This is a genomic window from Megamonas sp. (genome assembly GCF_986095205.1).
The window spans coordinates 19,998-33,049 of sequence record NZ_CFQVBI010000016.1 but is presented as its reverse complement, the minus strand read 5'-3'; the positions used below and the strand labels follow the sequence as shown (position 1 = coordinate 33,049).

Below are 13,052 nucleotides of genomic sequence, written 5' to 3'. Positions count from 1 at the left end.
ATATTCAAATATCACTCAATAATAAATTTTAATAAATTATCTAACTCTTCTCTCTGTCCTTGTACAGCCCTTCCTGATAATGCATTAAGATAAAACAATCCTGTCAAATCGTAAATTTGTGAACAATTTATATCTTTAATTTCATCTGTTCCATTGTATCTGCCAGCATAAATAATTGTATCCAAATCTACATTAACAGCAGCTTTTGTAATATACGACAAAGCCACAAACAAACTAATAGTATATGGTTTCATCCCAAAAGTAATATCAGCATATAAAATGTCATCATCATGTATATTATCTGCTATTTCCTTAAAAAATTCATTAAATGTTAAAGAATCAAATTTATTTTTTTGCCATATTTCAATAAATTTTATATTTACATCTCGTTCTTTTAAAATTTCTTCAATTTCGTTCTTATATAAAGCATAATATTCTTCAGCTCTGTTTTTTCCATTTACACTTTTTTCCACACCAGTTATAATAACCACTTCATCTTTAGCCTTAACTTCACTATTTATCAAATAACTAAGAGGAAATTTATAATTTTTACCATTTAAATTTAAATCATCACTAAAATATTTTGTTGGTACTAAACTAACTAATACAATATTTGATAAAAACACTTTTCTCATAATTTTATCTCCTTTATTACTTTTTATATGATACTTGATAAAACAAGCATTATATAATTTCTATTAATTTTATAAAAATCTAGGCTGCTTTATAATACTTATTTTTTGTACCTCGTTTCAAAACAAAATCATCCAACTCCAAACAATCAACGAGATATGACATATTATGATGAAAATACTTCTTTAAAATCATTAAAGGTGTATTATGACTTCTATTATACAATACTTTATTAAGTAAAATTGGAGACTTACAAAAAATATAACAACTTTTTTTATATTTTTTTGTAAAAGCATATTCATATCCTCTCCCTGGAATAATCAAATAATAATCTAGTTTGTTTTTATACTTGCTTGAAACTTTCGCAACAACATAAACGTTATTTTTAATATATACTTTACCCATAAGAAATCAACCTTTCTTTATAAAAACTTATCTCTATATATGTATATCCTTTACAATTTTAAAAATCTGGCATGATTATAAATTTTTTAATAAAATTTTAATAAAAACCTTGATAATCTATATATATTCATCAAAATATAAAAGAGTTACATTACAATTTCTATACTTACCTACATAAATGCAGCAAAAAGTTACTTTTAATTATTAATAACAAACTAAAAATATTCCTATATCATGGATGTCAACATCTGGTAAAATATACAATATAATATAAAAAGCTTCCAATACAATTTAATGGAAGCTTTTTTGCTTAAAATTCTACTTTGCCACTTATTCTAGCTTGTTCTAATACTTTCATGACATTTAAACTATGTTCTAATGTTTTATAACAAGTAGCTAAATCTTGTTGTTTAAATATTTCTGTGAAGGCTACAAATTCATTGACCATGCGATGATTGTATTTTTCTTTATTTATTAATACTACTTCTTCGCCCTTTTTATGAACTCTTATTAATGCACATTCATTTGGTGCACCTACTAATTCTATATAACCTTTTTCACCCTGAAATACAATTCCACTAATACTTTCAGAATCTTTAGCTGCACTACATACTACTGTGTAATTATCATAATCTAATAATGCTGTTCCTGAAATATCTATACCATTAAAACCTAAGTTTGGTCGATAAATAACTTCTTTTGGTATGCCTAATACGCCCATAACAAAATGTAAATTATAAATGTTTAAATCATATAAAGCACCCCCTGCATGTTCAGGGCTAAATGCTGGAGCTACATCTTTATTTAAATATCTATCATAACGGCTAGAATATTGTGCATAATTAGCATGAACATAACGCAATTGACCAATTTGCTCTAAATTTTCTTTTATATATTGATAATTTGGCGCATATAAAATAGTTATAGCTTCAAATAAAAATAGATTTTTAGCTTTAGCTAAATCTATTAATTCTTGTGTCTGTTTTGCTGTGATGGTAAAAGGTTTTTCACAAATGACGTTTTTCCCTGCTTCTAATGCTTTTTTTGTATATTCATAATGCACATTATTAGCTACAGCTACATAAATAAAATCTATTTCGCCATCTTCCAGCATTTGATTATAATCTGTATATATTTTAGCGATATTAAATTCATTTGCTATTGCTTCTGCTTTTTGTCTACTCTGTGGTCGACTACATATAGCTACAATTTCTAAATCTTGAATATTTTTTGTAGCTCCTATCATTTCATGCACAATTTTGCCGTTTCCAGCAATACCTATTTTCATAAGTATTCCCCCTTTAAGATTTAGTTATATTTTGAATTATTTTTATCCCTGTATTTATTTCTGCTAAAGACAAAGTGGCAAAACTCAAACGTATCTGTTTATTAGGAGCATTGCGCACAAAAAATGGTGCACCATCGCAAATTATTACCCCTTCATTTCTAGCTTTTTCAATTATCTCACTTGCATTTAATCTATCCGGCAAATTTAGCCACAAAGATAATCCCCCTTGTGGTTTTAAATAATCTATATCTTTAGGCAAATATTTTTTTGCCATTCTAAGAGCAAATTCAAATTGTGTTTTATACACACTGCGAATAGAATTTAAATGTTCTTGCCATAATCCTTCACGCAAATAATAATCAAAAACTCTCTGTGTAAGTCCAGAAGTTGCTATATCTGAAATATGTTTTACATTTAATAAAGTCTGTGCCAATACTTGGGGCATGATTAAATAAGCAAGTCTTAATCCTGGCATGAAAATCTTTGATAAACTGCGAATATATATCACTCGATCATCTGTATCATACGCTTTTAAAGGGATAGGAGATTTTTCTTGATAACAAAGACCGCTTATATAATCATCTTCCAAAATATAAGCATTATAAAAACGAGCCAATCCCATTAAACGACGACAATTAGCTTTTGTATAAGATATACCTGTAGGATTTTGAATATTAGGCATCACATATATCAATTTAGGTCTAAATTTCCTTAATTTATTTTCGAGGTCAACTAAGTCAATACCTTCTTTTGTCAATTTAATATCTATAATTTTCGCCCCACAAGAGCGAAAAGCCGCTATCGCACCTGGATAAGTTGGATTTTCTACAAATACAATATCTCCATGTTTTAAAATAGCACGTGCCACTATATCTATGCCTTGTTGTGCACCTGAAATAATCTGAATATATTCTGGCGTTGTATTTATTCTTTTTTTCGCCAATTCTTGAGTGATTGATTGGCGAAGTGGCAAATAGCCTTGACTGTCTTGATATGTAAATGCATATCCTTTATCTCTTTCTAAAATTTTATTTACCACTTGTTTAAAAGACTCTATAGAAATCATATCCGGATTTAAGGATATCGTACTCATATTTATCACATTTTTTTGACCTTGCAAAATTTTTAAGTCATCAGTTAAATCAATGGGAATGTGATTATTCTCTTCTAATTCATCGATAGTATTAATCACTTGTTCAGCCACATAACTTCCACTGCCACGCTTACTAAAGATAAAACCATTTTTTTCTAATTCTTTATAAGCATTAACCACTGTACTTGGATTTACTTGCAAATTTTGAGCTAGATTTCTTACAGCTGGTAACTTATACCCTGGTGATAATAAGTGCTGTTTTATCATTAATTTTATTTGCTCATATAATTGTACATATAAAGGATTTTTTGCATTTTTATCTAATTTTATTGATACAAAATCCATTAACTTTGTATTCATTATTAAAAATTCCGCCTTTTATTTATACTTAATAAAGTTTATTTTAAAATTTAACATTCTATCAATTTAATTCTATCATTTAACTTAAACTCAAACAAAATTTTTCACTACATACTTTCTCTATACAATAAAAGCACTACACAAATTATAAAAATTATAATGTGTAGTGCTTTTTATATTATTTATTATAAACTTGCCCTAAATAATGTGTTACAAACTGTTGTGCTATTCTGCCGGAACGTCCAGAATGTTCTTTTTCCCATGCCCCAGCTTTTACGCGCAATTCTTCTTTAGATAATTCTATGTCATGCTGTTTTAATAAACCATCTACAATATCTAAATATTCTTGTTGGTTTGGTGCCATATAATAGATGATTAAACCAAATCTATCAGAAAGTGAAATAGTTTCATTCAATGTATCACTGCGGTGCATATCATCATCATTTGCCCCTCTATCTTTATAGCTTTCTTTAATCAAATGACGGCGATTTGATGTAGCATAAATAAGTACATTTTCAGGTTTTGCCGAAGCACCACCTTCAATTGCTGATTTTAAATATTTATATTCCACTTCAAATTCTTCAAAAGATAAATCATCTAAGAAAATGATGAATTTCTTACTGCTAAAATCTCGCAAACGCTCCATAATAACAGGTAAATCTATTAATTGCTCTTTAGTTAATTGAACTAAACGCAAACCCTTATCAAAGAAAGAATTCACCACTGCTTTTACACCTGAAGATTTTCCTGTACCTCTTGCCCCTACAAGTAAAACATTATTTGCTGGCTTATCTTCTACAAAGGCTTTCGTATTGGCTAATAATTCTTGTTTTTGATATTCATAGCCGATTAAATCTTGAAGCTTCATCGTTTCAAAATGTTTAATACCAACTAAACTATCCTCATCACTATCCCAACGGAAAGCTCGATAATCTGCCATATCTCCACTGCCAAATGTTCTATAATAATTAATAAAAACATCTGCCTTATCCTTGCTAGTCTGTGCTTTATCTAGATTTTCTACTAATAAATTGAACGCTGTAGATTGATTAATATTTGTTGGTTCATAATCATCTAATAAATCGCAATCCAAAAGTAAACTAGGTTTTAAAAGCAATAATTTTTCTATTAATTCAATATCATGACAAAAAGCTTGATACAAACTTTTACCAATTTTACCACCAGATTTTTCCACTGCATAAGACACACAATTACTTTGATGAGCCACAGTATAAATCATATATGAACGTATAATATTTCCAGATAAACCCAACTGCTCCGCTTTATTAATCAACTTAGCAGCAACAGCCCCTTTATTTAAATTTTCTCGAGAAATAGTTTTCTCGATATCTCTAAAAACATCATCATTGAATAAATCTTGAAATACCAATAAATTATGTAAATCCATAAAAATACTCCTTTCAAATGCGTTTCCTTATAGTTTACAACATTTCAATAAAAAATTAAACACACCAGCAAAAATTATTTTATAAATTACGCAAAAGTATCCATGGAAAAAACAAATATAAAATAAAAACCTCGAGAAACATAAAACTACCTTTCTCGAGGTTTTTATTATTAATAATATAAACTTCTGTTATTTTCCGTTATATTATTATTTGTCAAATACAGAGATATCTAATTGGTCAAAACCGCTTAATAATTCTTTCATCATTGCTGTGATTTTTGCACAATCGCCTTCACCATTACCTTCTACATTAAGTGGCATATTAGGATCATGCAAAGATTGACGAAGCAATGCCCAACCATTTGCTTCACCTTTAAAGCTAATGCGTACACCTTCATAATTTGGTGTTACAATATGATAGCCTTTTTCTTTTGCACGAGCAGTAAATGCTTCTAAAACTTTTGCTCCATAAGCTTTGAAATCTTCACCTTTTAATTTTAAGCGATATTCTGCTGTTTCAAATTGTGGTTCAAGTTTTTCAATCAAGCTATTTAAAGTTTTACCTTCTGCTTTAGTTTTAGCTGCAGCAATCAAGAGTTTAACTGCCATATATGCACCATCATCAAGATAATAATTTTCTTTAAGTGCACCATGACCACTTGTTTCAATAGCAAGTGGAGATACTACGCCTTCTTCATTTAAGCGTTTGCATTCATTGATTACATTTTTATAACCACGTTGGAAACGATGATGTTTTAAATGTAATTCACCTTCTAAAAATGCAGTCAATTTATCAGAAGTTACAGAGTCCGTAACGATAGTGGAATTTGGATAATCTTTCACTAAGATAGCAGCCATCATAGCAATAAGTGCATCACGATTTACTTCTTGACCATCGCTAAATACAGCAGACATTCTATCTACATCAGTGTCAAAAATCAAGCCTAAATCAGCTTTATTATTAAGCACTGCACCGCGAATAGCATCCATAGCTTCTTTATTTTCTGGATTTGGAATGTGATTTGGGAAATGTCCATCTGGATCTAAGTATAAGCTACCTGTAGTATCTGCACCTAACTGAGCTAAAACTTTTTGTGCAAAAAATCCGCCAGCACCATTACCTGCATCTACTACGATATGATTGCCTGTAAGTGGTTTATCATAATTGTCTTTGCTGTTGATACCTTCACGGATTTTTGTGCAAAGATTTTCAGCATAAAGAGAAACTAAATCAAATTTTTCTACATTACTAATATCCACTGTTTGTTCAGTCAATTCGCAAGCGATTTTGAGCATATCAGTGAGGTCTTTCTTTTCCATACCGCCATTTTCTGGTTCAAAGAATTTAATACCATTGCGATTAAATGGAAGATGGCTTGCAGTAATCATCATAGAACCATCATATTTTGTTTCTTCATATACTAAAGACATAAACATTGCTGGAGTTGTAGCCATAGAGCAATCAACAGCTGTTGCTCCTTGAGCTACAATCGCCATTAAAGCTTGTTGTTTTAACATTGGTGCAGAAATACGAGAATCATGACCTACTGCAATTTTTAATTCACTTGCTTTTTTGCCACTTTTTTTGCTGAGCCATAAAACGAAAGCTTGCACAATGCGATTAGCATATTCTGGTGTCAAAGTAACAGGTTCATCAGCTACACCTTCAACTGCTACCCCTCTGACATCACTGCCGTTTTGTAATTTTAAAATTGGATCCATAAAATCTACCCCTTTTTCTCTTAATCTATACTAAATATCTTTACGATATGTAGCTCTTTATCACTGTTAAAAATTCCTCACCATATTTTTGTAATTTAAATTCACCTACACCGCGAATATTTTTCATCAATTCTAAATCAGTCGGTTTATCTGTTGCCATCTGTGTAAGTGTAGCATCAGAAAAAATCATATATGGTGGTAATTTTTCTTTTGTCGCTAATTCTTTACGCAAACTGCGCAAAGCTTCAAATAATTCACCTTTAGCCTTGGCTTTTTTAACAATTACCATCTTTTGCCAAACCTTTTTTTGACCACGAAGCACTTGCCATGACAATTCATTTAAAGTAACCACGGGATATTGGCTTTCTGTGATATCTAAGTATTGCATAGCACTGAGTCTCAAAATTAAATCACTGATATCTTTTAGCTTTCGCTCTTTCATCAAGCCATACGTAGATAAACGCTCAAAATTAAATTGTTTTACCTTTGCACTTTTTGAACCTTTCAAAACCTCAGCTATCATTTTTACGCCAAAGCGTTCATGCATACGATAGACACACGATAAAACCTTTTGTGCGTCAATTGTAATATCTATTAATTCGCCTTCTAATTTGCAATTACTACAATTATCACAATGTTCTTCCACATCAAATTCACCAAAATAATGCAAAATAAATGCTCTTAAACATTGCGGTGTATGACAATAATCCACCATAGACTGCAATCTTTTATATTCTAATTGTTGGCGAATTTCACTTTCTGTAGATTTACTTATCAAAAACTTTTGAAGCTGTGTATCTTGCGGACTATACAATAAAATACAATTTCCTGAAAGTCCATCACGACCTGCTCTACCTGCTTCTTGATAATACGCTTCCATATTTTTGGGCATATTATAATGAATAACATAGCGAACATTTGGCTTATCTATGCCCATACCAAAAGCATTTGTCGCCACCATGACAGAAAGATTATCATAGAGAAAATCTTCTTGCATTTGATTTCTTTCCTCATCTGTCATACCGGCATGGTATCTGCCTGCTTTAATGCCCTTTATTTCCAATAAAACTTGCAAAGCATCTACATCTTTTCTAGTGCCTACATAGATAATTCCAGCTTCATCTTGATGTTTTTTTACATAATCTATGACAAATTTATCTTTTACTTCTCCTCTTAATACGGAAAAATATAAATTTGGTCTATCAAAACCAGTTACAAATACATTAGGTTGTTTAAGCCCTAATAAATTTATAATATCTGTTTTTACTTCTGGTGTAGCTGTTGCTGTAAAAGCACTGATAATCGGCTTAATACGCAATGAATTAGTAAAATTTAAGATATTGCGATAACTAGGACGAAAATCATGTCCCCATTGCGATAAACAATGTGCTTCATCAACTGCTACCATACTAATATTTAAATTTTCAAAACTATTCGGTAAATATTCAGATGTTAATCGCTCTGGTGCTATATAAATAATTTTATAAAAACCAGCAGATATATCTTGTAAATCCTTATATAATTGAGCCTTACTGACAGAACTATTAATATATACTGCCGCTATCCCTAGCTGGCGCAAACTATCAACTTGGTCTTTCATCAAAGAAATAAGTGGCGATATAACAAGTGTTACCCCTTCAAATAATAATGCAGGGATTTGAAAACAAATAGATTTTCCCGCACCTGTAGGCATAATCGCCACTGTATCATTTCTATTTAATAAACTTTCAACTACTTTTTTCTGCCCTGGTCGAAAGTCTTCATATCCATAAAATTTTTGTAGTATTTGTCTTGCTTTATTCAGCATCATAATATTTCAATAAGGCTTGAGTGCCATTATTTTCATAACCTTCTTTGGCTAATTTTTCATATAAAGATTTTGCCAATTTCAATCCTGGTAAATCTAAATTCATTTCATCAGCTGACTCTATAGCTATTTTCATATCTTTAATAAAATGTTTAATGAAAAATCCTGGTGCAAAATCACCGTTTAACATTCTTGGTGCTAAATTGCTAAGCGACCATGAACCTGCTGCTCCTGTAGAGATTACATCTAATAAATCCTGAGGATTTAATCCACATTTTTTTGCATAAGCAATAGCTTCACAAACCCCCATCATATTAGAGGCAATAGCTATTTGATTGCTCATTTTTGCATATTGACCAGAACCTGCTTTACCAAAATAGCAAATAGTTTTTCCCATAGCTTCAAAAATCGGCAAGACTTCTTCATAAACTTCTTTATCGCCACCTACCATAATGGCAAGTGTACCATTTTTGGCACCCACATCACCACCAGATACTGGTGCATCTAAAGATTTTATTTCATATTTTTGAGCTTCTTGATAAATCTCTTGAGCCAGTTTTGGACTAGAAGTAGTCATATCTATAATTATGCTTTGTGGTTTCAAATTTTTAATTACGCCGTTTTCACCTAAATAGATTTCTGCTACATCTTGAGGATAACCCACCATAGAGATGATTACATCTACATTTTGGGCTAAAGCTTTAGCACTATCAAACCATTTTGCACCTTTATCTAATAAACTTTCAGCTTTTTGCTTTGTACGTGTATAAACCATGACTTCATATCCAGCTTTTAAGAGATTATCTGCCATGGATTTTCCCATTACACCAATGCCAATAAAACCAATTTTTAGTTTTTGCATATATTTCACCACTTTCTTTTACCTGAAACTTATTACAACATAAATTTATAATATAAAGCAGCTACACAAATCGTATAACTTATAAAATATTCCCATGAACTGCCCACGCGAAATAATTTTATACCTATTTTTCGCTTTCGCCAGATAAGTGGCACTTTGCCACAAATTCCATCTTCAATAATATGAAGTAAAGCACCTACACAGACAAATATCGGAACTTGTGCTATTTCCCAAAATAAGTCTTTTAATACACCAACTTCATGTAAATAAAATAAAATAGCGATTATCGCTAAATAAGGCACTGTCCAATGTGTATTTTGGCGATGCTTTGAACGCCATTTCCAATAAGCTTTACTTTCTTTTGGTGGTTTACCTTCCAATCTATCTGGCAATACACTGCCAAAAAAACTATATGCTGCATATAAAAAATTTCCTGTTCCTGCAAATACAACTACAGTCGTTACTAATTTATGATTAGCCCACTTCACAAAAATTCTCCTTAAAATTATTATCTATGCCATAAAGGATAATCTCTATGTAAAATAAATCTATTATAGACTATAGCAATAAAAACTAATAAACAAATTCCTGGTATTACATCAAATAAAAAATAATTGATAATACCTTGTTCATTCGCTTTTAATAATATAATCGGCATAGCAGCAGATGGTGGGTGAATTGCTTTAAACCACGATTTCACTAACATAGCTATAGCTACTCCTAAAGCATAAACAATCCAATTATGCCCTAAAATATAAGCCATTAAAATACCTACGATACTTGTAATAATATAACCTAAAATAATATTTCTCGGCTGAGCATATTCACTGTCATATAGTAAAAAAGCGATTATACTTGTCGCTCCAAATGGTGCTAATAATAAATTATTATCAATAGATTTAGATACTAAAGCTACAATACCAATGCCGAAAAAAATACCAATAGCTGATAGTATTTCATCTTTTTTCATAAAATTGAAATCCTTTATATTTTTTCCTTAAATCTAATTGCAATTATATCAAAAAATAACATTAATTTATAGCATACTATTGAAAAACTATTACGGTTTGAGAAAAAAGATAAATGCCATTATAATATATTTTAAAGAAAACGAACCGCATTCATTTTTATAAAATATAAATAAACAGGTGATTATTTTGGAACATACACTTAGTAAACGTGAAGCAAAAAAAATAAAATCAAAAAAAACCATCATTCAATCCGCTATCGTATTATTTGCTCAAAAAGGTTTGAAAGATACTTCTATTGCTGATATCATGCAAAAAGCTAATTTAGGTATTGGCACATTTTATAATTATTTTCAATCTAAAGATGATTTACTCCGTAGTCTGCTCATTCAATTAGCTATGGATATTCGTCAACATTATCTTGAATCTATAAATAAAGAAAAAACTCAAGCTCAAGTATTAGAAGGACTCGTTTTATATACTGCTAATCTACTAGACCAAAATCGTTTTATTTTGCCATTATTTATGCGCGCTGTAGATAGAAGTGCATTAACTATACAGCCACATGTTTCGATAAAAAAGCCACTTCCATTCAAAGATATTTTTGATGAAATCATCAAAACTGGTCAAGATAATGGGGAATTTCGCAGTGATATTCCAGCTGAAATTATTACAGAAATGTTTCATTCTCTATTTCAATCTGCTTCTTTTAGTAGCCTACCACTCAAATATCAAGAAAACATTCGCTATAAATTAAATTTAGTGCTTTCAGGTATTATTTTAAAATAAAATTTGTACGTATACAAAAAACAAATAAACATTTTAAAAGATATTTTGTGCGTATTTTTTCTAAAAGCTACAGTATAGTTGTAAATTCACTCCAAAAAGAGTATAATTTCGTTATGTTATTTTTATATAATATACAAATATATCTTTAGGAGGTCTTTTATAATGACAGCAAAAATGATCATTAATAAGCTCGGTACGCTTATTCTCATTGCCATGATTTTAGGCATTGCTGTTGGTTTGGCTTTAGGTGAAACAGCACAAATCTTTGCTCCAATCGGCGACTTATTTATGCAATTAATCAAAATGGTCGTAGTACCTATGGTTTTATTCTCATTAATTGGTGGTGCGGCTTCACTAGGAAATTCTAGTTCTGCTGGGAAAATCGGTCTTTTAACATTTATTTATTATACAATTACTACTATCATTGCTACTGTTATAGGTCTTATTTTCAGTGTAGTATTTAAACCAGGTGAAGGAATTAGTTTAGCTAGTTTAGGAGTTCAAGCTTCTAGTGAATATGCTGATAAGGGCGGTATTCCTGGATTTTGGGAAACTTTAATCGGTTTTGTTCCTGCAAATCCTTTTGAAGCTCTCGTTTCTGGTAATATTTTACAAATCATTGTATTTAGCTTATTTATCGGTTTTGCTATCGCTAACTTAAGCGGTGAAAAAAAAGAATTCTTACTTAAATTCTTCAATTATATGACTGAAGTTACTGTAAATATCATGACTGCTATTATGTGTATTGCACCTCTTGGTGTATTCGGTTTAATGGCAGGTTCTATTGGTAAATTTGGCTCAGAAATTTTAGTAAAACTAGCTTATCTTGTAGTATTATATATTATCGTTCTCCTCATCGTTAATTATGGTGTTATTGGCGGTAGTGTTGCTATGTTTTCTAAATGTACTACATTTAAACAATTCTTTAAATCCATGTACAAAGTTCAATTATTCGCATTCACTACTGCGTCTTCCATGGCTACATTACCACTTAATATGAAAACAACTATTGAAGAATTGCATGTTTCTAAAGAAACTACTTCTTTTGCACTTCCTCTTGGTGCCACTATCAATATGAATGGTAATGCTGCTTATTATGCTATGGCTGCTATCTTCTTTGCTCAAATGTTTGGTATCGAACTCACTATTACACAATATATAGCCATTATCTTTACTTCTACAGTTGGTGCTGTAGGTCAAGCCGGTGTTCCTGGCCCTACACTTTTAGTAGTAGCCGTTCTCATGTCTGCTAATATTCCAATCGAAGCACTTCCAATTTTATTCGGTGTTGACCGTATTTTCGATATGCTTCGTACTGCTGTAAATATCACAGGCGATGCTGCTTGTGCAACTATCGTTGATAGATTTAGAGAATAAATCGTTCTTGTTCATTTTTCTTTACCGGTATAAAGAAAAACGAACCAAAAAGAAAACCCCTTCCGCTACCACACTTTTTATTTTGGCAAAGAGAAAATCATGTCTACAACGTTTAAACTCGCTACGCTCAAACAGGTAAACTAAAACCGTAGCCACAATTTTCTCTTTACCAATAGCCTACGGCTACCATAAAAAGATGCTAAAATGCGGAAAATATTTGTTATTATTAAAATCAACAATAAATTATATTCATCATCAATCATTTTATAATTTACTCAAATAATAATATTCGGTAATCTTGTTTTTCCGCATTATAAAATTTTAGTGATAAACACTTAGA

The 13,052-nt window shown here is 30.7% G+C and carries 12 protein-coding genes; 2 read left to right on the top strand and 10 right to left on the bottom strand.

Features of this window, described 5'->3' with window-relative positions:
* Window positions 1-11: 11 nt before the first annotated feature.
* The 10 genes from AC5LAX_RS02735 to AC5LAX_RS02690 all read right to left on the bottom strand — a co-directional run bounded on the left by AC5LAX_RS02735 (window position 12) and on the right by AC5LAX_RS02690 (window position 10,548).
* Window positions 12-635 (bottom strand): TM1812 family CRISPR-associated protein, encoded by a 624-nt coding sequence (locus AC5LAX_RS02735; RefSeq protein WP_278547416.1) that lies wholly within the window; start codon window positions 633-635, stop codon window positions 12-14.
* Between the two features lie 79 nt (window positions 636-714).
* Window positions 715-1,038, bottom strand: coding sequence for a hypothetical protein (locus AC5LAX_RS02730; protein ID WP_278547417.1), 324 nt, complete (start codon window positions 1,036-1,038; stop codon window positions 715-717).
* 310 nt (window positions 1,039-1,348) lie between these two features.
* Window positions 1,349-2,326: a Gfo/Idh/MocA family protein gene (locus tag AC5LAX_RS02725; protein ID WP_288909473.1), complete on the bottom strand. Its 978-nt coding sequence runs from the start codon at window positions 2,324-2,326 to the stop codon at window positions 1,349-1,351.
* A gap of 13 nt (window positions 2,327-2,339) precedes the next feature.
* A complete protein-coding gene (gene pdxR / locus AC5LAX_RS02720) occupies window positions 2,340-3,779 on the bottom strand; it encodes a MocR-like pyridoxine biosynthesis transcription factor PdxR (RefSeq protein WP_288909474.1) in 1,440 nt (479 codons plus the stop codon).
* A gap of 178 nt (window positions 3,780-3,957) precedes the next feature.
* On the bottom strand, window positions 3,958-5,187 hold the full coding sequence (locus AC5LAX_RS02715; protein WP_288909475.1) for an ATP-binding protein: 1,230 nt from the start codon (window positions 5,185-5,187) through the stop codon (window positions 3,958-3,960).
* A gap of 207 nt (window positions 5,188-5,394) precedes the next feature.
* Complete coding sequence (locus AC5LAX_RS02710; RefSeq protein WP_270638788.1) at window positions 5,395-6,909, bottom strand: phosphohexomutase domain-containing protein; 1,515 nt, start codon at window positions 6,907-6,909, stop codon at window positions 5,395-5,397.
* A 40-nt stretch (window positions 6,910-6,949) separates the two neighbouring features.
* Window positions 6,950-8,716, bottom strand: coding sequence for a DNA helicase RecQ (gene recQ, locus AC5LAX_RS02705; protein WP_288909476.1), 1,767 nt, complete (start codon window positions 8,714-8,716; stop codon window positions 6,950-6,952).
* Window positions 8,706-9,590: an NAD(P)-dependent oxidoreductase gene (locus AC5LAX_RS02700; protein ID WP_288909477.1), complete on the bottom strand. Its 885-nt coding sequence runs from the start codon at window positions 9,588-9,590 to the stop codon at window positions 8,706-8,708. Before AC5LAX_RS02700 ends, recQ begins: the two co-directional genes overlap by 11 nt.
* 20 nt (window positions 9,591-9,610) lie before the next feature.
* Window positions 9,611-10,066, bottom strand: coding sequence for a metal-dependent hydrolase (locus tag AC5LAX_RS02695; RefSeq protein WP_018998851.1), 456 nt, complete (start codon window positions 10,064-10,066; stop codon window positions 9,611-9,613).
* 20 nt (window positions 10,067-10,086) lie between these two features.
* On the bottom strand, window positions 10,087-10,548 hold the full coding sequence (locus AC5LAX_RS02690; protein WP_015561817.1) for an HPP family protein: 462 nt from the start codon (window positions 10,546-10,548) through the stop codon (window positions 10,087-10,089).
* 187 nt (window positions 10,549-10,735) lie between these two features.
* Here AC5LAX_RS02690 and AC5LAX_RS02685 point away from each other — a divergent pair, with 187 nt between their 5' ends.
* Both AC5LAX_RS02685 and AC5LAX_RS02680 read left to right on the top strand, forming a co-directional pair.
* Window positions 10,736-11,335 carry a TetR/AcrR family transcriptional regulator gene (locus AC5LAX_RS02685; RefSeq protein ID WP_018998852.1) on the top strand — a complete coding sequence of 200 codons (600 nt, stop codon included), beginning with the start codon at window positions 10,736-10,738 and terminating at the stop codon, window positions 11,333-11,335.
* A gap of 162 nt (window positions 11,336-11,497) precedes the next feature.
* Entirely contained in the window at window positions 11,498-12,712 is a 1,215-nt protein-coding gene (locus AC5LAX_RS02680) for a dicarboxylate/amino acid:cation symporter (RefSeq protein WP_008539469.1), read from the top strand.
* Window positions 12,713-13,052 lie beyond the last annotated feature (340 nt).

What these genes read in the sequence shown, in the direction of transcription:
- recQ (WP_288909476.1), bottom strand. Translation starts at nt 8,716, where the DNA reads ATGCTGAATAAAGCAAGACAAATACTACAAAAATTTTATGGATATGAA.
- AC5LAX_RS02680 (WP_008539469.1), top strand. Translation starts at nt 11,498, where the DNA reads ATGACAGCAAAAATGATCATTAATAAGCTCGGTACGCTTATTCTCATT.
- AC5LAX_RS02735 (WP_278547416.1), bottom strand. Translation starts at nt 635, where the DNA reads ATGAGAAAAGTGTTTTTATCAAATATTGTATTAGTTAGTTTAGTACCA.
- AC5LAX_RS02690 (WP_015561817.1), bottom strand. Translation starts at nt 10,548, where the DNA reads ATGAAAAAAGATGAAATACTATCAGCTATTGGTATTTTTTTCGGCATT.
- AC5LAX_RS02710 (WP_270638788.1), bottom strand. Translation starts at nt 6,909, where the DNA reads ATGGATCCAATTTTAAAATTACAAAACGGCAGTGATGTCAGAGGGGTA.
- AC5LAX_RS02725 (WP_288909473.1), bottom strand. Translation starts at nt 2,326, where the DNA reads ATGAAAATAGGTATTGCTGGAAACGGCAAAATTGTGCATGAAATGATA.
- AC5LAX_RS02715 (WP_288909475.1), bottom strand. Translation starts at nt 5,187, where the DNA reads ATGGATTTACATAATTTATTGGTATTTCAAGATTTATTCAATGATGAT.
- AC5LAX_RS02730 (WP_278547417.1), bottom strand. Translation starts at nt 1,038, where the DNA reads ATGGGTAAAGTATATATTAAAAATAACGTTTATGTTGTTGCGAAAGTT.
- pdxR (WP_288909474.1), bottom strand. Translation starts at nt 3,779, where the DNA reads ATGAATACAAAGTTAATGGATTTTGTATCAATAAAATTAGATAAAAAT.